General features: G+C 68.9%; 22 protein-coding genes. 15 read left to right on the top strand and 7 right to left on the bottom strand.

What is annotated here, in order from left to right:
* Window positions 1-15: 15 nt before the first annotated feature.
* From QHF89_RS07950 to QHF89_RS07940, 3 genes are all read left to right on the top strand, one after another.
* Window positions 16-837, top strand: coding sequence for an STAS domain-containing protein (locus QHF89_RS07950; protein ID WP_136967523.1), 822 nt, complete (start codon window positions 16-18; stop codon window positions 835-837).
* A 157-nt stretch (window positions 838-994) separates the two neighbouring features.
* A complete protein-coding gene (locus tag QHF89_RS07945; RefSeq protein WP_136967522.1) occupies window positions 995-1699 on the top strand; it encodes a hypothetical protein in 705 nt (234 codons plus the stop codon).
* A 123-nt stretch (window positions 1700-1822) separates the two neighbouring features.
* Window positions 1823-2266 carry a hypothetical protein gene (locus QHF89_RS07940; protein ID WP_284720215.1) on the top strand — a complete coding sequence of 148 codons (444 nt, stop codon included), beginning with the start codon at window positions 1823-1825 and terminating at the stop codon, window positions 2264-2266.
* 341 nt (window positions 2267-2607) lie between these two features.
* Here the strand turns inward: QHF89_RS07940 and QHF89_RS07935 are convergent, their stop codons facing one another.
* Window positions 2608-3375, bottom strand: a complete 768-nt coding sequence (locus QHF89_RS07935; RefSeq protein WP_136967521.1) for a hypothetical protein — start codon at window positions 3373-3375, stop codon at window positions 2608-2610.
* 186 nt (window positions 3376-3561) lie between these two features.
* Here QHF89_RS07935 and QHF89_RS07930 point away from each other — a divergent pair, with 186 nt between their 5' ends.
* From QHF89_RS07930 to QHF89_RS07905, 6 genes are all read left to right on the top strand, one after another.
* Window positions 3562-4626 (top strand): PAAR domain-containing protein, encoded by a 1065-nt coding sequence (locus QHF89_RS07930; protein WP_136967520.1) that lies wholly within the window; start codon window positions 3562-3564, stop codon window positions 4624-4626.
* An 8-nt stretch (window positions 4627-4634) separates the two neighbouring features.
* Window positions 4635-5225 carry a hypothetical protein gene (locus QHF89_RS07925; RefSeq protein WP_136967519.1) on the top strand — a complete coding sequence of 197 codons (591 nt, stop codon included), beginning with the start codon at window positions 4635-4637 and terminating at the stop codon, window positions 5223-5225.
* A gap of 109 nt (window positions 5226-5334) precedes the next feature.
* Entirely contained in the window at window positions 5335-7365 is a 2031-nt protein-coding gene (locus QHF89_RS07920) for an SUMF1/EgtB/PvdO family nonheme iron enzyme (RefSeq protein WP_136967518.1), read from the top strand.
* 1 nt (window position 7366) lies between these two features.
* Window positions 7367-9115 carry a sigma-54-dependent transcriptional regulator gene (locus QHF89_RS07915; protein WP_136967517.1) on the top strand — a complete coding sequence of 583 codons (1749 nt, stop codon included), beginning with the start codon at window positions 7367-7369 and terminating at the stop codon, window positions 9113-9115.
* Between the two features lie 233 nt (window positions 9116-9348).
* Entirely contained in the window at window positions 9349-11265 is a 1917-nt protein-coding gene (locus tag QHF89_RS07910; RefSeq protein WP_284720214.1) for a cellulase family glycosylhydrolase, read from the top strand.
* A 105-nt stretch (window positions 11266-11370) separates the two neighbouring features.
* Window positions 11371-12222: a hypothetical protein gene (locus QHF89_RS07905; RefSeq protein WP_136967515.1), complete on the top strand. Its 852-nt coding sequence runs from the start codon at window positions 11371-11373 to the stop codon at window positions 12220-12222.
* Here the strand turns inward: QHF89_RS07905 and QHF89_RS07900 are convergent.
* Window positions 12192-15296 (bottom strand): serine/threonine-protein kinase, encoded by a 3105-nt coding sequence (locus QHF89_RS07900; RefSeq protein WP_136967514.1) that lies wholly within the window; start codon window positions 15294-15296, stop codon window positions 12192-12194. The genes QHF89_RS07905 and QHF89_RS07900 overlap by 31 nt on opposite strands.
* Window positions 15297-15469: 173 nt before the next feature.
* Between QHF89_RS07900 and QHF89_RS07895 the strand changes: the two genes are divergently transcribed.
* Entirely contained in the window at window positions 15470-16063 is a 594-nt protein-coding gene (locus tag QHF89_RS07895; protein ID WP_136928383.1) for a superoxide dismutase, read from the top strand.
* Here the strand turns inward: QHF89_RS07895 and QHF89_RS07890 are convergent, their stop codons facing one another.
* The 3 genes from QHF89_RS07890 to QHF89_RS07880 all read right to left on the bottom strand — a co-directional run bounded on the left by QHF89_RS07890 (window position 16064) and on the right by QHF89_RS07880 (window position 18361).
* Entirely contained in the window at window positions 16064-16531 is a 468-nt protein-coding gene (locus QHF89_RS07890) for a hypothetical protein (protein ID WP_284720213.1), read from the bottom strand. It lies immediately after the preceding gene.
* Window positions 16532-16557: 26 nt separating this feature from the next.
* Window positions 16558-17637 carry a phosphotransferase family protein gene (locus tag QHF89_RS07885; protein ID WP_136928385.1) on the bottom strand — a complete coding sequence of 360 codons (1080 nt, stop codon included), beginning with the start codon at window positions 17635-17637 and terminating at the stop codon, window positions 16558-16560.
* A gap of 67 nt (window positions 17638-17704) precedes the next feature.
* Window positions 17705-18361 (bottom strand): glutathione S-transferase family protein, encoded by a 657-nt coding sequence (locus QHF89_RS07880; RefSeq protein ID WP_136967512.1) that lies wholly within the window; start codon window positions 18359-18361, stop codon window positions 17705-17707.
* Window positions 18362-18528: 167 nt separating this feature from the next.
* Between QHF89_RS07880 and QHF89_RS07875 the strand changes: the two genes are divergently transcribed.
* The 3 genes from QHF89_RS07875 (at window position 18529) to QHF89_RS07865 (ending at window position 21340) form a co-directional block, all read left to right on the top strand.
* Complete coding sequence (locus tag QHF89_RS07875; RefSeq protein WP_136967511.1) at window positions 18529-19524, top strand: carbohydrate kinase family protein; 996 nt, start codon at window positions 18529-18531, stop codon at window positions 19522-19524.
* Entirely contained in the window at window positions 19521-20372 is an 852-nt protein-coding gene (locus QHF89_RS07870; protein WP_136967510.1) for a BtpA/SgcQ family protein, read from the top strand. The genes QHF89_RS07875 and QHF89_RS07870 overlap by 4 nt, the downstream gene beginning before the upstream one ends.
* An 86-nt stretch (window positions 20373-20458) precedes the next feature.
* Complete coding sequence (locus QHF89_RS07865; RefSeq protein ID WP_284720212.1) at window positions 20459-21340, top strand: DUF4241 domain-containing protein; 882 nt, start codon at window positions 20459-20461, stop codon at window positions 21338-21340.
* A gap of 8 nt (window positions 21341-21348) precedes the next feature.
* On the opposite strand, the gene QHF89_RS07860 is transcribed toward QHF89_RS07865, so the two are convergent.
* The gene (locus QHF89_RS07860; RefSeq protein ID WP_136967508.1) at window positions 21349-22251 is read right to left on the bottom strand and encodes a hypothetical protein; all 903 of its coding nucleotides are present in this window, start codon (window positions 22249-22251) and stop codon (window positions 21349-21351) included.
* A gap of 108 nt (window positions 22252-22359) precedes the next feature.
* On the opposite strand from QHF89_RS07860, the gene QHF89_RS07855 reads away from it, so the two are divergent.
* Entirely contained in the window at window positions 22360-22737 is a 378-nt protein-coding gene (locus tag QHF89_RS07855) for a sensory rhodopsin transducer (RefSeq protein ID WP_136967507.1), read from the top strand.
* Between the two features lie 4 nt (window positions 22738-22741).
* On the opposite strand, the gene QHF89_RS07850 is transcribed toward QHF89_RS07855, so the two are convergent.
* Window positions 22742-23188, bottom strand: a complete 447-nt coding sequence (locus QHF89_RS07850) for a hypothetical protein (protein WP_136967506.1) — start codon at window positions 23186-23188, stop codon at window positions 22742-22744.
* Window positions 23189-23486: 298 nt separating this feature from the next.
* Here QHF89_RS07850 and QHF89_RS07845 point away from each other — a divergent pair.
* A partial coding sequence (locus QHF89_RS07845; protein WP_284720211.1) for a squalene/phytoene synthase family protein occupies window positions 23487-24680 on the top strand: 1194 nt, incomplete at its 3' end.

Genomic DNA, 24680 nt, shown 5'->3' with positions numbered 1-24680 from the left:
AGGCGGAGCAGGTGCATGCAGCGCGTGATCAATGCCTTCTGGGAGCGGATCGAGGACAACGTCACGGAGTCGTGCGCGCGGGTCGAGGCGGCGGAGGTCCCGTTTTATCGGAGCTTGCCGGCGGAGGTGCGGCGCGGGGCCTTCAAGCGTGCGTTCGAGGCGATGGGCCACGACCTCGCGGCGGAGGCAGCACAAGCGTTCCCGACCCTGCTCGCGGTGATCGGCGAGCAACGATCGGGGCTCGGGGTTCGGATCGTGGACATCCTGCGCGGAATGGCGATGGGCTTCGACGTCGTCACCGAGGACTTCGCGACCTTGTTTGCCGACGATCTCGAGGCGCGCCTGCACTGGGAGCGTGTACGCGCCCGCGTGAGTTACATGGGCGCGGCGACGCTCGCGGACGCATACCTCGGGGCGCGCGAAAAACTCGTGCGCGCGCAGGCCGAGGAAATCTTGCAGCTCTCGGCGCGGGTGCTCCCGCTCTACCCGGGGATCCTCGTGTTGCCGCTCGTCGGGGCGCTCGACGCCGCGCGCGCGGCGCACCTGACGCCGCTCTTGCTCCAGGCGGTCGTGGAGAACCAATCCCGCGTCGTGCTGCTCGACGTGACGGGTTTGCCCGCGGTCGGGGCGGAAGCGGCCGAGCATTTGATGGGCGCCGCGCGGGGCGTCGAATTGCTCGGCGCGACGCCGATCCTCGTGGGCGTACGGCCGCACATGGCGCGCACGATGGTCGAAGCGGGCGTCGATCTCGGCAGGCTGCGATCCCGCGCGGATCTTGCGAGCGGGCTGCGGGATGCGCTCGATGCGCTCGGGCTTGCCATTGCGCGGAAGCGATAGCGTGGCGCCGGGGCTTCACGCTGGACCCGATCGCACCCAAGCGCGCCGTCTGATTCCGGGTCGTACCTGTTTGCCAACTTGCCCTCCGTGGGGGAACTCGATGAGCAGCAGATTCTTCAGACACGCTCGGCCGGCGCAGCGGACAGCCGCTTGTTTGATGGCCACCGCAATAATTGCCCTTGCCTCGCCCGTCGCCGCGACGAGTTTCGCGGATCCCGACGCGGATGCACTCGAAATCGCAGAATCCACTGCGGAACGGGCACGCAGGCTGAAGCGGCCCCAATACAGAGGCGACCCCACGCGTGACTGGCACACGTTCAACGACTGGATCAAGCACAAGCGCGCGCTGATCAGCTTGGCTGAAACGCACTACGAGGTCGCGGAGCCCTGGTGCCCAACCTCCACGAATGCGACGCAGGTACCCGCCCAGCTACGTGTGCGAGCGGCCTACCAGATTGGGGTGATGTGGGAGGATTACGTCGCATCCCACCGGGCTGCACGCCCGCGCTCGCCCAAGCCTGCTCATGTCCACATCGACCTCCCGCTCCTCGAGTACACCGGCGCGGATGAGTCATGGCCTGAATATCTGCCACCTGAATGGAAGAAAGCACGAAGGGCGTTCGCCGCGTGTCTCTCCCTATCGATGAGAAACGCTGTGTGGACGGACGAAAGCGCTGCGTGCGAGACGTGGCTCGATGACCACTCCAAGCTCCCCTACGGGTCATCCATTCTGGAGTTCTTTCCCAGCCCGACCCGAACACCATCCATTGCCATCGAACGTTCTGCGCCTCTCCTGCTCGATGCTGCCCCTCAACGAGATCTGCCGGCACCAGCGGAGCTTGTTCCGAGTCGGTCGAAATGATAGCTGGCCAGGAACCTGGGTTGATGTTCTGGTGACGGATGGGAACGTCAACGACGCATTCGATGGTTGTTTGTTCTCGAAGGGTGAAACGGGTGAGGTCCAAGCCATTGGGCGCAGGTGATCATGATGCAACAATGGCGTCACAGTTGGTTCGGATTCTGGCGCGAGGGCTCTGACGGGTGCGAGGAGTGCCCGAGCGTATTCGATTGGATCGACCCCGAATGGAAAAGCGGCGTGGATGTCGACCGTGTCGTCCGGTATCTTGAATCGTCGCCATACGTGCTGGCGACCTCCGCAGATGCATGTGCGATCTGTAGAAACGTCGAGCGGGTAGCGCTGGCCTACAGAACAGATGGTGCATGGTACTGGCCTGATGACCTGGCTCACTACATCGTGCAGCACGAGGTTCGACTTCCGGACGAGTTTCATGCTCGCATTCTTGGCTCGCGATACACTCCGCCGAAGGCCCTGTGGCAAGACGAGCGGGGACTCGTCGATCTCATGAAAAGGTTGAATGCTCCACCAAAGCATATGGCTGAGCTTCGCCATCTTGCGGAAAATCGATAAAACCGCTGGACAAGAGTAACACCTCGCTTTCCCCCGTCTGGACGCCGTCCCGCCCCCGTGGCAGGCGCCACGAACACGCTGCACCGACGCGGGGGCGCGACGCGCGCGCGTGAGGAGGGACGGCAGGAAGGGGATCGGCCTCCTGGATGGACCTCCCCGAACAGCTCGCAAGCGTAGGGAACAGGTCCCTCGACCTTGGCAAGGTCGATGAAACCACCCGTCCCCGGGTGACCGAGGTCCCCGAATCCTGTTTACCTTACAAATCTACGGTCGGGAAAGGGGCAAAGAGGTGGTTCGAACCAGTTCGCGGAGGTCGATCGACCTCGCGCGGGTGGTTTTGATCAGCCTGGCTGGATGGTTTCGGTTCCCGCGGGCGGTTTTTCGTTGCTGCCGCGGCGGGCGGCGGCTTCGCGATACGCATCGAGGGGGCGGAGGGCGGAACGGGCGGCGGCGATGCTGGATGCGTCATCCTCGTCGACGGAGGCGCAGACCTTGGTGGCGTATTCGACGATGGCGCGGCCCATAGCGCGGACCTGATCGGCGAGGTTGACGCCCTCGGCCTGCTCGCGGAGGAGGGTGCCTTGCACCATGGCGCCATACTGCTCGTGCTGGGCGCGGACGTTGTCGAGGAAGACCTTGCCGGCGATGCGATCGATGTCCTTTTCGAGCCCCTCCTCGTCGATCCGCTTGAGGATGGTATCGGCGGTGGACCATTGCACGGGATAGGCCTCCTTGAGGAAGGAGAGACCGTCGGGTCCAAAAAGAATGGTCACGAGCTCGGCGGCGCGCTTGGCGTCCTGGTATTTGGCGACCGGCAGGTCGGCATACGCGAGGAGGCGCGTACGCAAGGCGCCCCAGGAGGCGTCACCGGCTTGATCGATGAGGCGCGCGGCGTCGTCGGAGACCTTGCCGAGGGTCTTCTGGCGGATGGCGAGGGCCGTTTGCGCCTTGTCGGCCACGGCATTGACCTTGGCGGCGGACTTCATGACGGCCGGGGAGGCGTCCTTCGGGCAAGCCGCGAAGAGGGCGCGGCAGAGGGTAATGCCGGCCTCGGCGGTCATGATGGGAGCGCGGACGTAGAGGGTAGGATCCGGGGGATCGTGGGACATGGTGGGGGAGGATACGGGATACGAACATGAAAAGGGAAGGGGGATTTGTGGGGAGAGGATCAGGTGGGATCGGGGGAGCGAGGGGCCCGAGGTCGGGAGGGCTCCCTCGCCCCCAACCCCTCGAAACCATTCACTTCCTTTTTGCTGCGCCCGCGCCCCCTCCTCTGATATCCTCCCGGCCGATCCATGACCCAGCTTGCCGCACGTGTTGGGGATGCACACACCTGTCCGGCGCACGTCGGGGGGCCGATTCTCCCGCCGGGGTGTACGACCGTCGTCATTGGGGGACAGGCGGCCGCGCGGATCGATGATCTGTGCCAATGCCAGGGCCCGACGGACGTCATCAAGACAGGCGCGCCCACCGTGCTCATCGGCGGCAAACCCGCGGCGCGCAAGGGCGACCTCACGCGGCACGATGGCGTCGTCGCCATGGGGTTTCCCACCGTCCTGATCGGGCCCCTCGCGCCCGGCGACGCCGTGGCCTCGCTCTTCACTGACGAATATTTGTCCACGCTCGTCGGCAAGGAATGGCAAGGGGCCAACTCCGAGGCATTGAAGGAGGCGATGGAGACGCTCTGGGAGCATCGCCACGACCCGAACCACCCCGATGTCCAGGAGGCGCTCCGGCAAATCGCGGAGGCGCGTGGCAAGCCGCTGGAGCAGATCCAGCAAGATTGGCAGCGGTATCAGGCCGCGCTCGCCGAGCAGGAGCGGATCGCCGCGGAGAAGGGCATCGATCCGCCTCCCGGGGTCAACTGGCTCCACGGGGATCACATGGGGAGCACCTCCCAGCTCCGGTATGGCCAGGTCGCCGGCGATGCGCTGGGGATGGATCCCGTGTTCGGCGCGCTGCTCAATCCGACCGGCGGGCTCGTGGGACCGGGCAATGCGGCGGTCGACGGCAACGACTCCGCGATCGGGTACCACGGCGCCGTGCACGACGCCGGAGGGTATCTGTACAATTATCACAACCAGGGCCCGGGATACGATTACCTCGGGCAAGAAGGCCGCGACACGGCGAGCCCGCTCTCCGGTCAGCGCTCCGGGATCTCGTACTGGCGCGACCAACTGCCGGATCGCAGCGGGGGGCAGAAGTTCACCGATGGCGCGGGCGACGTGATCATGGATGGGGTCGTCGGGGGGATCGACGGGGTCTCGAACGCCTGGGAGGCCACCAAGGAGACGGTCTCCAATGCCTACGAGGGCGCCAAGGATTGGGCCTCCGACACCTGGAACAGCCTGTGGGATTAGGGCAAACGATGAAAGCTCATACACTCGACCTCGAGGAGCTCGCGGCCCTCTGCGGCTTTTTGAACGCGAAGAAGCTCGTGGGCCTCGACGAGGCGATCTTTCGCGTGTTCACCGAGGAGAACATCCCCCGCCTCGTGGCCAAGCTGAACGAGCACGGCTTGCTCACGCCGGCGGAACGACCGGGCACGTATCACTTCCAGGAAGACCTGATGCAATCCCTGGCGGTCGCCGTCGCGCCCGAGCTTGCCGTGCTCGCCCGCTCGGAGGCGCAGGCGAAATCGATCGTGTTTTACCTGGCCGGCGACGAGATCACCGAGATCGTGCTCACCGCGGATCGAGCCGTCGTCGCGCAAATCCCGAGCGTGGAGGAAATGGTCGCCGAGGTGATGACGTTCTTGCAGGGCGCGTGGCCCGGGGAAATCGCGGTCGCCCGCGTGAAGGGCGAGGCCTTCGATGCGGGGCGCCGCGCGCAGGTCGATGCCCAGGGAACGTTGACGACGAAGACGCCGGGGCTTTTGCCCGGTGATACGTGGAGCGCCGAGAACGTCACCACGTTCCTGCGCGGCGCGATGGCCGAGCTACGACCCCCGCGCGGGTAGGGTAGAGGAGGCGATTCCGCGGCAAGCCCGTCGCGTCGCCCGCCGCCACGAAAAGCCCCTCGATCCCCCTTCCCCCTCCGCTCGCCTTCGCGTTATGCTCGGCGCGCGCATGGCGTCTGCTGCTCTCGCCGATCCCTTCGCCTGGGTGGGCCAAACCATCGACGGCAAGTTCCGCGTCGAGGCGGTCGTCGGCGAGGGCGGGTTCGGCATCGTGTACCGCGCCCTGCACCTCGGGCTCGGCGAGCCGGTCGCCGTCAAGTGCCTGAAGATCCCCGCTTCCCTCGCCCCGGACGAACGCGAGCGTTTCCAGCACAGCTTCCTCGAAGAAGGGCGCCTGCTCCGCAAGCTCTCGCGCGCCACGCCGGCGGTCGTCCAGGCCCTCGACGTCGGCGCGGCCGTCGCGCCGAGCGGCGTATGGGCGCCCTATCTCGTGCTCGAATGGCTGCACGGACAGACACTCGAAGCATTCCTCGCGCGCCGGAACGAGGACAAACAGGGCGGCATGCCCCTCGCCGACGCCTTCGCGCTCCTCGAACCGGCCGCGCTCGCGCTCGCCGCGGCGCACGACGAAGGGATTGCGCATCGGGACATCAAGCCCGCGAACCTCTTCCTGGCGTCTATCGTGGGGGGCGGCGCCCCCCACACCCCCCCCGTGGGGGGACAAGCCCCCGACAGCCCCGTGGAGGGCGCCGCGCCCTACAACGCCGCCGGCGCGCCCACGATGAAGGTGCTCGATTTCGGCATCGCCAAGGTCATCGCCGACAATGCCTCGATCACCCGCGCGATGGAGCAGACCGGGCACGCGCCGTCCATCTTCACGCCGTTTTATGGCGCGCCCGAGCAGTTCAATCGGAGGTTCGGCGCGACCGGGCCCTGGACCGACGTGTATGCCCTCGCGCTCGTGCTCGTCGAGCTCTGCACGGGCAAAAGCGCGCTCGTCGGCGATGACGTCACGCAGCTCTACATCGCCACGACCGACGTCTCGATCCGGCCCACGCCCCGCACCCACGGCGTACGCACGAGCCACGCCGTCGAGGCCGTCTTCCAGAAGGCGCTCGCGATCGAGCCGCGCGGCCGATTCACCTCGGCGCGCCTCTTCTGGGACGCGCTGCGCGAGGCGCTCCCCGCGCCCATCGAGACCGACGCGCCCGGCGTCACCGCGCCCCCGCTCGGCGACGACATCCGCGATCCGCTGACGACCGCCCCGCAGATCGCCGAAATGCGCCCAGCCAAACCGGCTTCCTCGCGGCGCACGTTGTTCGCGGCGATCGGCGCGTGCACGTTCGTCGCGGCCGCCCTCGCCGCGTCCGTCGTGATCAAGCATCGCGGCGAGGTCGAGCCCATTCCGTCGCTCGCCCGCGTGGGCCCCGAGTTCGGCCACGTGGAGCTGCCGAGCTCGACGCCGGACATGGTCCTCGTGCCCGCGGGCAGCTTCACGATGGGGCACACGAAGGAAGGGAAGACCGAAAAACCGGCGCACACCGTGACGATCTCGAAGCCGTTTTACCTCGACCGCACCGAGGTCACGGCGGAGGACTATACACGCTGCGTGGCCGCGGGGAAGTGCACGCGGAGCGGCGTGCACGGGCCGGGCGTGGACGAGGCCGAGTCGACGAAGTTCGCGCCGTTCTGCACCGAGCACGATCCGGCGAGGGCGCGTCATCCCATCAATTGCATCGACCACGGGCAGGCGGCGAAGCTCTGCGCGTTCCTCGGCAAACGATTGCCCACGGAGGCCGAATGGGAGTACGCCGCGCGTGGCAAGGACGAGCGGCTTTTTCCCTGGGGCGAGGCGCCTATCACCTGCACGCTGGGCAATTTCGCACGCGCGGCGGGCCAGTGCCCGGGGCGCGCCAAAGGCACGATGCCCGTGGGCTCGTTCCCCGATCACGGCAGTCCCTTCGGCGCGCTCGACATGGCCGGCAACGTATGGGAATGGGTCGCGGACGGCTTTGATCCGGGCGCCTACACGAAAAACGAGCGGAAGGATCCGCTCGTCACCACGGGCGCGAAGGGCGTGATCCGAGGCGGATCGTGGGATTTCGCGTCGAGCGCCGCCAAGGCGACGACACGTTACGCCTTCGACCGCGCCACGGGCCACGTCAGCACAGGCGTGCGCTGCGCGAAGACGGCCGACTAACATGCAAGAGCTTCTCGCCGCGCTCTGTGCCTCGCTCCTCGCGGCCCGGACGTTCGAGGGGGCCGCGGGCGCGACGCTCGCGCCCATGCTCGGCCGCGCGGCCGAGGCCCTCGGCGCGGGCCGTCACGCGGGCCGTGGGCGCATTCTGCGGGGAATGGTGCACCTGCGCCCCGGCGACGGGTATCGAGGCCTCGTGGTGATGGAGGTTGGCGCGGCCGCGGCGCGGCCCATCGAGGCGGGCACGCCGGCGCACCTGCCTTCGGCCTCGGCGTGGCGATGGGTCGCGACGTATGGCTGCGCGGTGACGATCGACGTGACGCTCGGCAAGGTGGAGCCACACCTCGGCGAGGGCGGCGTCGTGGTGCGCGAGAAACTCGCCGGGCCGGACGTGACCTTCGGGCGCGAGAGCGCGGCGAGGCTGCTCGAACGCGCGGCAACCCACCTGGCTGTCGTGCCGCTGCGGTTGCCGGGTTCGGTGATTGGGATGATCTCCCTCGAAGCCGATTGTCAGGCGGCGATCGGCCGGCCGTTCTGGGGGCCCGAAATGCTCGGGGCGCTGCAGCTCCTCGCAGACGTCGCGGCGCCGCACCTCGCCGCGCTGCCGATGGCGCCCCCGCCCGCCGCGCCTGCGGACGAGCTTTTGCCCGTGCTCGGGGCGAAAATGGCCGGGCTCGTGCAGATGGCGCGAGTCTTCGCCGAGCAGGAGGAGACGATCCTGCTCGGCGGCCCGACGGGCGCGGGGAAATCACGCATCGCGCGCTGGTGCCACGCGCGCTCGCGCCGCAAAGGCAAGCGCTTCGAGGCGCTCGATCTGATGACCGTGCCCGACGAGCTGCAAATGGGCGAGCTCTTCGGGTGGAAGAAGGGCGCCTTCAGCGGCGCCGTCACCGAAAATCCAGGCGCCGTGGCGCGCGCCGACGGCGGGACGCTCTTCATCGACGAGATCGACAAACTCTCGCTGAAGGCCCAAGCGGGGCTCTTGCAGGTGCTCGAGGAGCGCCGGTATCGCGCGCTCGGCGACGGCTCGGGCGAGCGGCGCGCGGACGTGCGGTTCCTCGTCGGGACGAACGCGGACCTCGGCGCCGCGGTCCTCGCGGGAAAATTTCGCGAGGATCTCTATTATCGAATCAATGTGCTGCCGGTGAAGCTCCTCCCGCTCGACGAGCGCGCGGACGAGATTCCGCAATGGGCGCATTACATGCTCCAGCGACGGCACGCAGAGAGCGCGGCCGAGGGGCGGGCCCGCGTCGCGCCTTTGGCGGAGCGGGCGCTCGTCGCGGCGCGCTGGCCGGGCAACCTACGACAACTCGACAACATCATCCGTCGAGCGTACGCGCTCGCCCTGGTGGAGCACGGGGGGGCGACGAGCGAAATCACGCTGGAGGCGCGGCACGTCGAGCGCGCGCTCGGATACGAGGGAGGCGGCGGGGCCAAGGATTCGGCGTTCGCGTCGATCCGGCGGGCCGCGGAGGCGGTCGTCGACGAGGCGGAGCGGCGCGAGGCCGCGGGGGAGGTGCTGGATCTCGATCTGGCCGAGGCGTTCCGCGGGGTGGTGCTCGGGACGGCGGCGCGCCGCAAGGGCAGCAAGGAGGCGGCCTTTCGGCTGCTCGGCAAGGCAGGCGTGGTGCAGAACCGGAACCACCAGAAGGCGTTCCGGCGCGAAATCGAGAAGGTGAACGCGCTCGTCCGCGCGCTCGGGCAGGACGGAGCGGGGCCTTTCGACGATCTCGTCGAGAAGGACGAGACGTAACGTCGCGGGCGACGGCGGCGCGTCGGCAGGAACGCGGGCGCGTCGCCGCGAACGCCAGAGGAAGCGGGGGCCTCACGGGAACCGGGGAAACCTGCGGGCGGGCCGCAGGAATGCCAGCCGGGCGGGGCTGGCCCGACCCTTGCGATAGGGCCCTGTCGAAGCGCGTCGGCGCCAAGGAAATCGCGCGACGCGTCCAGGGAGATACGTTTGTCATGAAGAATCATTCTTCTTCGATGGGTCGTGCGCGTGCGACGTGGGGCGGGACGGCGTTGCTGCTCGTGGCGGGGACGCTTGTCGTCGGGCCGGGGTGCGCCGAGGTGGAGGAGGGGGAGACGGCGGAGGCCCCTGCGGCGGTCATCAGCGCGCCGAGCCGCGTCGGCCCTTACGGGGTGGCGAAGCTCGCCGACGGGACGCCGGCGATCGTCGACGGAAATGGCAATCGCGTGGTCTTCCACGGGGTCTCGCGGCCCGGCCTCGAATCGACGTGGCACGGCGAGGGGCCGAGCCAGCCGAGCCTCTACATTCCCGTCCCGGATCCGCAGATCCCTGGCGGCGTGCGCTGGACACCGGGCATCCACCCGGACGAGTACGCCCACATGAAGCAATGGGGCTTCGATACCGTCCGGCTGCCCGTGTCCTGGGATTACCGTTGTTATGGCGACCGCCTCGCGGACGCCCTCAGCGTGGATCCCAACGCCGATCTGCCCTGCAACAACCCCGCGGTGTGGGAGATCTACTGGCAGATCCTCAAGGACAACGTGAAGAAGATCCAGGCGCAGGGGATGGACGTGATCCTCGACGTGCGCTCCGACGCGAGCGTGCGGGGCTCCGACGGGATCAAGGAAGACGTCTGGAATCACATGCCGCACGTGTGGACGGCCGAGGACGGGACGGCGCAAAACGTCTTCATTGGCCGGAACCTGCAAGGTCAAAACCTCTACGGCAATGTCGGGCTCGGGAACTTTCTGCGGCGGCTCGGGCACGAGCTCGGGCACAAACCGGGGCAGCCGAATGACGGCATCGATCGATCACGCGTGGTCTTCGAGATCTTCGACGCCCCGCACGTGCCTTGCACGAACACGGCGGATTGGTCCGAGGACGAGGTGTGGCGGATCTGGCTCGACGGCACGAAGAACCCGGACGGGTCCTACGGGACCAAAAGCTGCACGTTGCCCAAGGCGGACGGGAGCGGGAGCGTCACGAAGAGCTTCACGTACGCCGGGATGCGGGTGTTGTACGAGCGCGTGCGGGAGTTCGGCGCGCAAAACGTGGTGCTCGTGCCCGCGATCGACGGGGTCGACCTGCGGCGCGTGTGGCAGCCGCAATACCAGATCACGGGCGCGACGAACCTCGCCTATGCGGCGAAGCCGTCCTTCCGGTTCGCGGAGGAGAACAGCGTCGCGGGCGTCGAGAACCTCGCCGGGTTCGAGGCCCTCTTCGATCAGTACTTCGGCTACTTGGCGACGCAGGCGCGCCTGTCCCCGGTGGTGATCACGGAGTTCGCGTCGGGCGAGCCGACCGGTTGCACGAATGATCAGGAGGTCGATTTCCTGCATTCCGTGCTGCTGTATGCGACGCGCCCGAACAGGCAGTTCGGGTGGGCGGCCTGGTCGTGGTTCTTCCCCGAGACGCAGGCCTTGCGATGTGGCTATTACAGCTCGATCCTCGACGGCTGGCGTGGTCCGGGGGGCGGGGCGCCGGGGGCGAGCATCCTCGGGCGCGGGGTGCTCGAGTTCCTGAAGGCCACGCAATACATCTGGCCCGAGGTGACGGTGCTGAACGATTTCACCTGTGACCCGAACGTGCCCGGCACGCTCACGTGGGCGATGAAGCACGCGCTCCCCGGGCAATGGGTGCGCTTCGCCGTGCCGCGCGACACGAATGGAAGCACGACCATGCATACCAGGTGCAACCTCCCGCCCATGAAATGGGGCGTGCGTATGGTCGGAAATTCGCCCTATGCGCAGGGCGTTTGCTCGGGAGGGCGCACGACGATCGACGGCGCCGCCGCCTCCGGCCACGGGCTCGTGCTGGAGGGGAACAACGACCTGACGAACATCACGGTGCAGCATTTCCCCGGCACGGAGATCATCGAGCTCTCGCCGTACCAGAGCAGCAACCAATCCTGGTGCGTGCAGGTGTCTCCGTGACCGTCGAGGGCGGGCGGCGGCCCTCCATGGACGCCGCCCGCGGCTCGGAGTAAACAGGCAATCGAACGCTCATCTCGGCAGATCATCACCCGGACGGAGGATTCCTTGCTCAACGGACCGTTTGCCAACAACACCACCCTCGAGGTCGTCCTCCAGGGCAACGTCGTGGGGTATGTATTCGCATGCCCGCCGAGCCTTCGCGAGGAGCGCGTGCACCAGGAGCAGCACTGGGTGCTTTATGCAGGCGCCCTGCCCTTGCCTCCCACGGGGATCGTGCTTCGCACGCCGCTCACCCTGCGAGAGCCCGTCACGACCCTCGCGGCGTGGAATGCAACATGGCCGGGGCTCTGGCGCGAGGGGGCCCATTACGTGAAGGTGTACAGCGCGAGTTACGACTCCATCGGCTCGGCGGAGCCCCCCCCGGCGCCGGTCCTCTCCGGCAAGCGAAGGATCGATGATACGATCGGCAAGGGCATGCCGACGCGCTTGCCCGCGAAACCGCTCGCGGGAGGTGTGGCCGGAGGAACGGAGAGGGAGCCGGCAGGCGGGTGGCCGACGGGGGAAGACGACCCCGGCCAGATCGATTATCGTTTCCAGTCGGGGGTGCCCATCGCGGCGTACGACGCCGCGACCTACGGGCAAATCCATGGGTATGTCTTCGGCACGGCCATCCCCGCGACGAGCGGCTATCGGACCAACCAGGAACACTGGACGCTCCTGCCGGGGTATGCCCCCCCGGGGAGCCGGACCGGCGCGAGCCAGATGCCGCTCGAAAAGGTGCAGCAGGACGAGGCAGGGCTCGTCGGGGTCGTCGTCGTCGATCCCAGCCGGATCTTGCCCAGGGCGGTGAACAGCGTGGGGACCTTCCAGGCGTTCTCCAGCGCGGTCTGGAAGGAAGGCTCGACCTATGTAATCGCCAGTTGCGCTTATCTCGACGCGCCGCCCGTCGACGCCTGATCCCCCTCGATGGCCGCGCGGGCCTCGTCCACCGAGAGCACCTCCATTCGCATCGACCCATGGGCCGGCGGGACCCCTTCGCAAAGCTCGGCCAGGGCCCCTCGATAACGATCGCGTACGTCTTGGAAAACGAGGGCCAGCATGCCGAGCATCTGGATCCCGAGGCCCGGCACCGGGCACGCGGCGACCTGCGCCGCGAGATCCAGCGCCTCCCCCTCCCCCACGCGCCGGCCGCATGCAATGGCCAGGCAACGCGCGAGGAGCGACGCCCAGCGTTTGCCCATCCCCGTCCAGATGCGATCCGCCCGCCCGGCGAGCGTCCGCGCGAGGTCCTGATCGCCGCCGCGAAAAGCGACCGCGGCCTCGTTCATGCAAACGAGCCCCTCGAGATCCGGGACACCGAGCCGCTCGACGGCGTCGATCAACTCCCGATCGGGCCGCTCGACCCGACACGCGCGATAGCCGACCGCACGCAAGAGCCACTCCGCCCGCGCCTCGAGGTGCGCATGCCGGCACCTCTGCGCGAGCGCGCGCGCCTCCGTCGCGTACGCCGCGGCCTCGTCGAATCGAAAGGTCTCCATGCGCGCCGAGGCCGCATGGTCGAGGGCGGCGATCCGCGCGGCGAGGAAAGGCTCCGCCGCGGCGACACGGAGGTGCAGCCGCGCCGCGTCCTCGAAATGGCCGTCCTGGTACGCCTTTCGCGCGAGCCCCGCGTCGAGCACCACGCGCGCCGCGTGCTCCCCGGACGAAGCGGCCCACGCCTCGACCTCCCGGAGCACGGCCGCGAGCCGCTCCGGCGAATCCGGCCCGCGCCGCGCGCTCGCAATACGCAGGCGCTGCCGCCATGCCTCCAGGCGAACCTCGGCGAAGGGAGCGACGGCGTCGGCCATGGCAAAGGCGCGATCGGCGCCCGCCGCGAGGGCGAGCGCCGCGCGCACGAGCGCTTCGAGGTGCGCCACGTCGAAGCTGCGCGGGCGCGTGCGGCAGAGCTCATAAAGAATCCGATCGAGCGCGGCAGGCGTCCCCTCGGAGAGCGCGATTTCGGTCCACGAGGAAAGCAAGGAATGCTCGCGCGCGACGGCGCGGGGATCCTCGGCGAAGGGGCTTTGCCGGACGAAGAGCAGCCCCTCGCGGATCGCCGTCACCGCGTGGCCGAGCCGCCCCTCTTCGGCAGACCGGCGCCCGCTGGCCTCGGCCTCGAAGGTGATTTCGAGGCACTCGTCGATCGAGCCGCCCTCGGCCCCGCGGAGCAGGCGCAAGAGCCGTCCCTCGGTGCCACGCGCGCGACGCGCGGCGAGGGCGCGATGAATCGCCCGCACGCGCGCCGTCGGCAGGCGCGGCGCGAGGCCGAGGTGCATCTCGAAAGGGCGTTCTCCCCGTTGATGCGGACCTACACCGAGGCCCCTGACCTCGGCGACGAGCGCCTCCGCGGCCCAGGGCGGTTTGCCCATTGCGATGGCGACTTCCAGCGGAGGATACTCGGGCAACCCAAGCTCGATCGAGGCCACGAGCTCTTCGAGGTGGGGAGGAATCGCCGGGGGTTTGTCGGCCGAGGGAGGCGAGGGCGCGGGCGGCATGGCTTCGAGTCGATCGAGCGCGTCTCGATCGATCACGAATACGGCGCCATCCCAACGCGCGAGCCCCGCGCGTGTCCAGGCTTCGAGCTCGTTCACGACACGCGCGGCCACGCCCCCCGTCCGCGCGTCGAGCACGCGCGCCGCGTCGGTTTGCAGGTGAAAGAGCCGCTCCGGCCCGGCGAACAGCGGGCGAAGGTCGGCCTCGTCCAGCGGCCGGAGCGGGAGCGCCTCGAAATCTCGCCAATGCCCTCGGCCCGTGACCAGGATCGCGCCCCTTCCGCGCGCGCGCTCGATCGCCTCGCGGGACCAGCGATCGAGCGCCTCCACGTCGTCGACGGCGAGGACCACGCCCTCGCGGAGCAAGGAGCGCAATCGCTCGTCCACCCACGATGCGACGACGCAGAGCGCACCTTCGCGCGGGAGCGGCCCGATCACGGGCGTGAGGCTCTCGTAAGGCCAGGGGGAAGGCGGGGCGCGGAGCACCACACGTCCCTCGCGGGAGAGCGCCTCGGCCGCCTCGGCGAGGGCGCGGGTGCGACCCGTGCCCGGCTTTCCCGCGAGGTGCAGGAATTGGTTTGTCCGGGCAGCTTCGACGAGCGCGCGCACGGGACCGTCGCCCCCGAGGCGAGGCAGGGCCGTCCCTTGCGCGGCTTTTTGCCCTCCGAGGCTCCCGAGCGCCTCCGCCGCGCTGCGCGGTCGATCCTCGGGCTCGATCGCGAGCATACGCTCGACGAGCGCGGAGACCTCCTCGGGGACGCCGGGAATGATCCGCGCGAGTGGCTCCGGGCGCTCGGTGAGACGCGCGACCATGAGCTCCTGGAGGCTCCCTGCGCGGTGCGGCAGTCGCCCCGCGAGCGCCTCGTAAAGCAGCACGCCGAGCGCATACAGATCGGTCTCCGGCGAGGCCGCCTCGCCGCGGAGCTGCTCGGGCGCGAGGTACGGGAACGTGCCCTCGATGTAGCCGGCGGGCATGACGTCCTCGTCCGACAAACGCCCCGAGGAGAGGCCGAAATCGAGAATCGTGGGCCTCCCGTCCGCGCCGACGAGCACGTTGTCGGGCTTGAGGTCGCGGTGAACGATCGCCGCGGCATGGATCCGCGCGAGCGTCTCCAGCACGGCGACCGTGGTGCTGGCAATCGCCGACCACGGGACGGGGCGATCGGCTCCGGGGAAAGGCAACCCTGCGACGCGCTCCATCACGAGGAACGTGCATCCCTCCTCCGTCCCCTCGTCGAAGAGGCGCACCACGCCGGGCAACCGCAAGAGCCGCAGCGTGGAGATTTCCCTCCGCGCGCGCGCCGGATCCGCGGCAGCCCCCGCGCGCAGGAGCTTCACGGCCACGATCTCCCCCGCGAGCGTGTCCCGCGCCTCCCACACTTCGCCGTGCCCGCCGCGCCCGAGCTCACGGACGAGCTCGTAACGATCGGCGATCCGGGCGGCGGGCCGCGGTTGAAAACCTACGCCGGGATCACGGTCAGCCGAGGCGTGCAGGGACATACGCCGATCGGGCCGAGCCTAGAGCGCCGAACGGATCCGCGTCAATCCGCAGCACCGACCTTCCAGCGCCTCGGCAGGCCTGCCAAGGCGTTGGAGGTCTGCCGACGCATTGGAGGCTTCCTTGCGCCGCATTGCTTTCGCACCTACGAGAAGAAGCGAAAGAGGAGGCAACCATGGCCATCATCCCGGCGAAGTACACGGCGAAGGACTATTCGGCGCTCAAGGGCCTGCAAGGCATCACCGACGATCAGGTGGCGGTCCACCTGACGCTTTACAATGGGTACGTCACGCGCTCGAACAAGCTGAACGAGACGCTCGCGTCGATGGTCGCCGAGAACAAGGCGAGCACGTTCGAATACAACGAGCTGAAGCGCCGCGCGGGTTGGGAGATCAACGGCATCCTGCTCCACGAGTATTACTTCGACAACCTCGCGGCGAAGGCCACGGACGGCAAGGACACGCGGTTCGCCGAGGCCATCGCGCGCCAGTACGGAAGCTTCGACGACTGGAAAAAGGATTTCCTCGGCGTCGCCAAGATGCCGGGCGTCGGCTGGGCCATCACGTATTTCGACCCCACGCGTGGCCAATTCGACAATTACTGGATCGACCGTCACGACGTCGGCCACCCCGCCGGTCACCGCCCGATCGTGGTGCTCGACCTCTGGGAGCACGCGTGGAGCGCGTACCTCAAGCCCACCGAGCGCGCGAAATACCTCGAAGACTTCTTCGCGAACGTGAACTGGAGCGTCGTCGACGGGCGGCTCTGATCAGGGCTCGGCCGGGGGCAACCCCACGCGGAGCATGGCCTTGTTCGGCACCGTCTCCACGAGGCCCAGCCATACCCCCGTCGCCTGCTGATAACACACCTTCCCGCCCGGCAATTCGCGCCCGAGGCTCACGTCTTTCGTCTCGCTCCCTTTGCGCACCGTGACACGGGCCATGGCGAGGTTCCGATCCGCAGCGACGGGCGTGTATTTCACCTCCCGCACCGTGATCTCGACGCCTTGTTCGAAGGCGAGCGCCTTGTTCACCTCGACGCCCACGCCCGCGAGCGGCGCCTTGCCCGGGGCCGACGCGGGGCCGAGCCAGCGCACGTTCTGCACGACGGGCGGCTGCGGGCCTTCGCATTCCATCGACGCCTGCGTGGGCGCCTCCGGGCCGTCCAGCGTGGCCTCCGTCGAGGCTCCGCATCCGAGGAGACCGAGCCCGAGCATTGCCGCGAAAAACCCCCGCATGATGTTCCTCCGTGCTCCCATGGTGATCAGCCCGGGCGAACCCCGGCGATGTTGCATCCGAGATCGGCCAGCGCGAAGACCGCGGCCCCGAACGCGCCCGCGCTCTCGGAGCTCGCGTTGCCTTGCAGGCTCCGCTTGTAGACGCCCTGCGCGATCGCCGCCAGCCGAAAAATTCCGAACGCCATGAAATAAGGCCAGTCCTCGATCGCGCCCCGTCCCGTGAGCTTGCAATACGCCTCGACGATCCCCGGTTCGTCCGGAATGCCAAGTGCCCCGAAATCCGCGCCGACGAGGCTGCCGCGCCCCGGGAGCGCGAGGTGATACCCCATGCAGAGATACGCGAGATCACTCACCGGATGCCCGAGCGTCGAGAGCTCCCAGTCGATGATCGCGAGCGCCCGGGGCTCGCTGCCCGCAAAAATCACGTTGTCGATGCGGTAATCGCCGTGGACGAGCGTGGTCTCGTCGTGCTTCGGCGCGCTCTTGCCGAGGAAGGCCATGAGCGCCTCCATCGCAGGCACGTCGCCGGTGCGCGAAGCCTCGTACTGGCGCGACCAGCGCTGCACCTGGCGCGGGACGAATCCGCCGATCTTGCCGTAATCGCCGAGGCCCACGGCGGCGTAGTCCACGCGGTGGAGCGCGGCGAGGGCCCGGACGAGGTCGTCGTAGATCGCCCGGCGTTCGTCCGGGCCGCTCGTCCCGGGGAGCTGCGGATCCCAGAAGATCCTGCCCGGGACGTGGCGCATGACGAAAAACGGCGTGCCGATCACGGCCGCATCCTCGCAGAGCGCGATGGCCTCGGGCACGGGCACGTCCGAGCCGGCGAGCGCGCGCATGACGCGGTATTCACGCTCGACCGCGTGCGCCGACGGCAAGAGGTCCCCCGGGGGCTTCTTGCGCAGGACGAGCTCCTGATCGCCGTCCGGGCCCGAAAAACCGATCCAGTACGTGGGGTTCGACTGGCCACCCTGGAACTGGAGCGCGGTGACCGAGCCGCCGCCACGACAAGCGTCCACGTTTGCCACGAGCCAGCGCGCGAGCGAGGCTTCGTCGATGCGGTGGGCTTCACGCGGAGGGCGGGCGCTCTTCGGCGGCACGAGGGGCATGGCGGGGGGCTTATAACACGAACGCCCCCGCCGTCGTCGATTGGAAAGGCGGTTCGCTGCGAAGGGCTCAGCCGCGGCGCGCGTTCGCCATGGCCCGCTCGAACGCATCGCGGTTGTCTGCGAGGACCCGCGCGAAGTGGGGGCGCTGGTGGATCCGCTCGACATACGCCGCGACCTGGGGAACGTCGGCGAAGACGTCCGCGCCGAACACACGCGCGGTGGCCAGCGAGATGAGCGGGAAGTGCATGGCGGCCGCGCAGTCAGCCACGGTGAGCTCGGCGCCGGCGAGGAACGGATCGAAGGTCGCGAGCTGCAAGAAGGCGCGGATGCCCTTGGCGAGATCGGCTTTGATCGCAGCCTTGGCGTCGTCGGTGAGCGTGCCGCCCATGAACGCGGCGGGGTAGGTGCGGCGCGCGACGAGCTCGACGTTGAGCTCGAAGACCTGGATGAGCTCGCGGACCTTGGCGCGGGCGAATGGATCGCGTGGATAGAGGGGGTTGTCCGGGTACGCCTCCTCCAGGTACTCGCAGATCACCTGCGACTCGCAGAGGACGCCGTGGGGCGTCTCCAGGAAGGGCGCCCGGCCCATGGGGGAACGCGCGAGAAATGCGGGTTCCTGGGAGGGCCAACAGCTCGGATCCTCCTCGTGGGGGATGCCCTTCTCCAGGAGGACGAGGCGAACCTTGTTGTGGTAGTTGCTGATGCGAAAGCCGCAGAGCTTCATGCGTCGAAATCCTCTTTGGGTTTGGCAGGTGATGAATGCCGGGGGACGCATGCAGGATGGATCGGAGGGTGGGTTCGTGGGAAGGGGGCGCGCGAAAACCACGCGGATGCTCGCTCTTTTGAACGGGATGGTCGGGGGATGGGTTCCGCGCTAGGCTCGCCGCCCCCATGGTTTTTCTCGTCGTCGGCGACGCCAACGCAGACCTCAGCAGCACGCTCGCGCGTTTCCCGGACGAGGGCGACGACGTGGCGATGACGGCGCTCGGGTACAGCAGCGGCGGCTCGGGCGCGAACGTGGCGACGGCGCTCGCCAAGCTCGGCGCGCGCGCCCGGCTCGTCACGGCGGTCGGGCGGGATCCGGGGGCCGACGTCGCGCTCCAGGCGGCGAAGCAAGCCGGCGTGGATCTTTCGTTCGTCGAGACACACCCCACGCAGGCCACCGGGCACTGCATCGTGGCCATTTCCCCCGGGGGCGAGCGGACATTTTTGAGCTTCCGCGGCGCGAACACCGCGGTCGCGTGCCCCGATTTCGCGGCGGTGTTCGAGGAGGTCGTGCACCTGCACGTGGCGGGGCACGCGCTCCTCGAAGGTGAGCAGGGGACGACGACGCTCACATTGATGGAAGAAGCACGCCGTCGCCAAATCCCCATTTCGCTCGACGTTTGCCTGCCGCTCGTCCGAACCCGCGCCGCGGACCTCCTCGCGCTCGCCTCGCGGTTCTCCGTGCTCTTCGGCAATACGAGCGAGCTCGGCGCGCTCGCCCCGCCGGATCATCATGCCTCCCACGAGGCCGCCACGACAGCGCTCCTCGCGGCGGGCGTGCCGCTCGTCGTGGGCAAGCTCGGGGCGAACGGCGCCGTCGTGGCCGAAGGGTCCGCACGAACGTTCCTGCCTGCATTCCCCGCCGACGTGCGCGACACGACGGGCGCCGGCGATGGGTTCGTCGCGGCATTCCTTTACGCGTGGCGCCGCGGCGCCACCCTCGAACATGCGGGCAGGATGGGCAACGCCGCGGGCGCGCACGTCGTGAGCCGGCTCGGCGCGGCGGCATCGCTGCCGGGGCGGGAGGAGCTCTTGCAAGTGCTCTCCACGCACGACGGCGAGCTTGCAGTTTTGCAGACATTGTTCACGGACGAAAAACCATCGATCGGGAGAGAGACATGACGCCTCCGTGGAAGGCGCGCCTCGACGCGCTCAAGCTCCGGGATCTCGGGGACCTCTTCGGCACGAAAAAGCCCGTCCTCGGCATGGTGCATTGCTGGCCGCTGCCCGGCGCGCCGGGGTATGCGGGCTACGGGATGGAGGTCATCCTGGAGAGCGCGATCCGCGACGCACGCGCGCTCGCCGACGGCGGCGTGGACGGGATCATCGTGGAGAACATGTGGGACGTCCCCTTCCGGGCCGGATCCCACGTCGCGCCCGAGAGCATTGCGGCGCACGCCGTCGTGGCGCGGGCCGTGGGGCAAGCCGTGCCCTTGCCGCTCGGCATCAACCTCGTGCACAACGGCGGCGTCGCGCTGCTCGGAATCGCGATTGCCGCGGGCGCGAAGTTCGTCCGGGTATGCATGCTCGCGGGCGCGGGCGTGTGGGAGGCGGGCTCGTGGGACGAGGGGTGCGCGGCGGAGCTTTTGCGGCGGCGCAAGGAGCTCGGCGCTGAGCACATCAAGCTGTTTGCCGACGTCGACAAGAAACATTCGGTCAGGTTCCCCGGCATCGATCTCGCAACGCACATCGAATGGACGCGGTTTTCCGGGGCCGACGCGCTCATTGTGTCGGGGAAGATGACCGGGGACGCGCCGGATCTCGCGAAGGTGCGGGAGGCCAAGGCGCTCGCCGGGGATTCGCCGGTGCTCATCGGCAGCGGCGCGACCGAGGAGAACGTGACCGCTTTCCTCGGCGCGGCCGACGGCGTGATCGTGGGGTCGAGCATCAAAGAGAACGGGCGCATCGAGGAGCCCGTCGATCCAGAGCGCGTGCGGAGGTTCGTGCAGGCCGCGCGCGCCGCTGGTTGATGTCACGACGTTTCGAGCTACCCTCGCCCGCCGTGCGCCCCCCTCGACACTTAGGTCCATCGACGTTATCGCTGGCCACGGGATTGATGCTGATCCCGCTTACCGGGTGCAGCGCCTCGTCCACGCCTGCGCCGCCTGCGCCTCGGGAAACTTCGCCGGTCGTGACCGCGGCGCCCACGCCTCCGGGCAATCCCTTGGCGTCGCAGGAGCGCCCGAAGGCGAGCGTCCCTGCGCCGTCGCAAATCGATTTCCACGACCTTTTCACGGGCACGCCGCTGCGCGAGCGTGACGAGGAGACCGACGAGTTCGTCCCCGTGCCCACACGTCGCCTGGGCATCGGAATGCTCGTGGTGCCGACGGGAAAACTCATGGCGGGGGATCCGCTCGCGAACCTCTCGGCCAACCAGGTGCTTTCGCGCGCCGTCCCGCCGGGGCGTTACCCCGTCGAGCTGCTCCTCCAGGACGACGAGCGAGGCCGCGCCCATGAGCTGCTCCTCGCGCGTGTCGTCTTCGGCCCAGGCCGCCCGACGCGATGGGAGACGGCGGCGGTCGCGGGAGAGACTCCCAGGCCGTCCCGCCCCGGCGCGCGCACGGGGTATCCGTCCGACGCCGCGACGGGCTGCTTCATGGATGCGAGCGTGTTCGCCGAATACACGCCGCCGGCCCAGGTACGAAGGTCCGTGCGCAACGGCGTCGTCCATGAGGACTCCATCCCTGACGGCCGCGCCGAGCGAAACAGCGGCGAGCTCATCCAGGCGCTCCGGGCGACGCGCGGCGCGCAAGGCGGGAGCCTCGGTCATGCGGAATGGAAAGGGACCGTCGGAAACATCGTCGCGTTCGGGCTCGGCGGGGATCAGGTGGTCCCGACGTACTGGGGGCTCGACGCGAGCGGCGCGGCGGTGGAAATCGTGTCGGTGATCGACCTCTCGGAAAAGCGGTTTCCGGACGTGCGCTGGCCGGAGGGTTGAGAAACCGGCTACGGCTCGGCGAATGCGCGGTACACGGCAGGATCGGTGATCGAGCGCAGTTTGCCCGAGCCGCCCACGAAGAGGTACCGCGTGAGCACGAGGCCGATCTTGCCGCCGAACCGCGTGATCTTGCGGCAATCGGCGGTGTATGTCGTATCGTCCGCGGAGAAATCGCACAGTTCGTGCACCGTCGCGTAATCTTCGTATTTGCCAAACTCGTGCTCGAAGACGCCGACAGCCTCGGCGCGTGATTTCTCCTTGAGGAAGACGCGCACGCGCTCGTCGAAGAAACCCGCGAGCGCGGAGGCGCGACGCGCATTCAACGTCCGTTCGAGGTCGAGGACGTTTTTCGCCATGGCCCGGAGCATGGCCGGCTGGATATCGCGGCCCGCCGCGGCGAGCGCGGGCGTGCAGCAGGCGCCGGCGCGGAAGGGGCTCGCCTGGGCTCCGGGGGCGACGGTCTTTCGGCCGCACCCCGCCCCGCCACCGCGCACGAAAAACCCCGCGTCGCGCTCGGGCGTGAGGGTCCAGGTCTCGACCGCGGCGACGGCCGGATCGGCCTCGCAAGCGGCCTGCCATTGCGTGGCCGTGCAGAGGTGTTTGCCCGCGGCAACGCAAGCATCCTCGGCGGCGAGCCAGGCCATGCCCTCGTCGCCCGCGGCGCGCTCGAAGGAAAACTCCCCGAGGAGGCTCCCGTCCACGAGCGTCTTGCTCGCCACTTTGCGGGGCGGAAGCACGGGGAGCGTCGGCGCGGCGGGCGACGGCGCGGCGCTCGGCGGCGCGATGGCCACGCTCGCGGGAGGGGAGACGGACGGCGTGGCCTCCGGGTCCTTCGTCGGGGACGCGCTTTCGTCCCGACAACCAACGCCGAGGACGAACGAGAGGACGAGGAGCCCGACGCGGACGAACATTTCGACGCAGCATACAGGCAAGCTCGGAGGAAGGGAACGCGGGGGCGCGGGCACGGGCGCTGCACGCGGCCTTTCTCGGGCGGGAGCGCCCGGACGAGGGGGACCTGGATGAGCAAGCCGGCGGGGTGCAAACGGTGGTCGGTCGCGGAGGGGCATGTGGCGAGGCGGGCGGGCGGCGCGGAGAGCGACGGCGCGAACGACGTGCTCTGGCTGCTCAATGCCTCCATGCACGAGGCGCACGTGGAGATCATGGTGTACTTCGAGCACCGCGTGCCGGCCGGGCCCTACCGCCTGACGCTGCTGCCCGAACGGAGCCGGCGTGTCCGCTGGCAGGACCTCGAAGGCCCGGAGCCGCTGCCGATCGGAACGGATTTCGCGAGCGTGATCGAGTCGGATGTGCCTATCGTCGTGCAATACACGCGCGTCGGCGCCGGCGGCGCGGGCGCGATGACGACGATCGCGCACGCCGAGCGCTGCGGCATGTGAGCCGTCAGCGGACGGGGGTGCAATTCGGGTAGAGCCGCTGCATCGCGGTCGCGCTGCAAAGCGCGAGGATGGCGGGCTGCGTGAGCGTGGTCTCTTGCGTGGCGCGTTCATAACACGCGATCGGCGCGAGTGACTCGGCGCAACGGCAGAGTTCTATCGCCTGCGCGGAGAGCAGGAGCCCGGCCGAGGCCCGCTCGTAGCAGGCGATCGGCGCGTCCGATGTGGCGCCGATGCACAGGAGATACGCATCGTTCTGCGCGAGCAGCGTGCGATCCCGCGCGCGCTCGTAGCAGCCGAGCGCGGGAAACTCCTCCTCCGTCTGGACCGGGACGAGCCCCGCGGTTTGCAGGCGCGCGCCGCGGGGATCGCTAGAAATGGTGGGCGCGTCGCGCTCACAGGCAGCGAGCGAGGCGACGAGCGCAGCCCACGACAAGGCGCTCCTCGTGCTCATGTCCGTCCACGCATGCAATGGTCGGGCGAGCGCGTATCGGCCGCGCCGGAAAGGCAGGCCGATGCGAAAAAGACTTCGCGCTCGTACCGCCTGAGCAAAAAAAAGCGCGCGAACGTAGGCCACGTCCCCTTGACACGATTGCCCTCCATGCGCCATGTACGGCCTCTCTGCAAAGTCGGACGATCGGACCGAACCGTGAAGACGGCAATGCAGTACACAAACACTTGAGACTGATTCTTCGATTACTTCGTTGACAGCCGAGACCACGAGGCGCCGGCATTACAGGGAGCGGCACGGAATGGCGAGGCATGACGTTTCTGGGCTCCGCGACGCGGGCGCGGCGGGGCGGTGGATTGGTTCGTCCGAGGACGGGAGCGGGGCCATGGCCGCCGCGCTGGAGGCGCTCGCCGCGCAGAGGGTCGCCGATCGCGATTTCTGCGTGCAGACGCTGCCGCGCGTCTCGCGGACGTTCGCGCTCTCGATCCTGTCGTTGCCCGAGGCGCTCTCCGAATCCCTCTGCGCCGCATATCTCCTGTGCAGGGTCGTCGACAGCATCGAGGACGCGAATCCGATCCCGCCCGAGACCCGCGTATCGCTCTTCGACGCGTTCGACGCGCTCATGCGAGGCGAGGCGGGGTCCTTGTCCGAATTCGAGGCTCGATTCGCGGACGAGGCCCTCGGCATGGCCGAGGCGGATCGCGCGCTCTGCAAGGGCGCGGGCGCGGTGTTTCGCGTGTTCCGTGGCCTGCCCGCCGCCGATCAGGAGGCGATCCGGCCGTGGGTGCTGGAGATGAGCCTGGGGATGCGCGAGTACGCGGGGCGCGCGGACGCCGAAGGGAAGACGCGCATCCGCGACGTGCGCGACCTCGAACGATATTGTTATTTCGTGGCCGGCACGGTGGGCGAGCTGCTCACCTCGCTTTTCGAGCGCACGGTGCCCGGGGCGAGCGAGGAGGTCCGCAAGGCGGCCCGGAGCCGCGCGACGCGGTTCGGGCTCGGCCTGCAGATGGTGAACGTGCTGAAAGACGTCGCCGAGGATCTCGATCGCGGCGCGTGTTTCTTGCCGGAGGACGTGCTCGCCCGGCACGGGGTTCGTCGGGACGTCCTGCTCTCGCCCGAGGCGCGCGCGGGCGGCCTCGCGGCCGTGTCGGAGGTGTGCGCGATTGCGCGGGGGCACCTCGACGCCGCGGTCGAGTACACGCTTTGCTGGCCCGGCCGCGAGGGCGCGGAGGTGCGCGCGTTCTGCGCGGTGCCGCTCGCGCTGGCGATCGCCACGCTGCGCGAGGTGGAGCGGGGCGAGAACACGCTCGTCCGCGGACGTGAGCCCAAGATCGACAAACGCCTCGTGGCCGAGGTGCTCGCCGGCGCGCGGCGCGCGGCCGAGAGCGACGCGGCGCTCCACGCCCTGTTCGCCCGCGCGGCGGAGGCCGGGCCGAGCACGCCCGCGGGCGTGTCCGGGCGCGCGACGATGCCGCTGCTCCGCGCGCGGAGG

The sequence above is a fragment of the Polyangium sorediatum genome (genome assembly GCF_029946465.1).
In the GTDB taxonomy this organism is placed as follows: domain Bacteria; phylum Myxococcota_A; class Polyangia; order Polyangiales; family Polyangiaceae; genus Polyangium; species Polyangium fumosum.
Note: the sequence above shows the minus strand (reverse complement) of the source record. Positions and strands in the feature narration are given on the sequence as shown.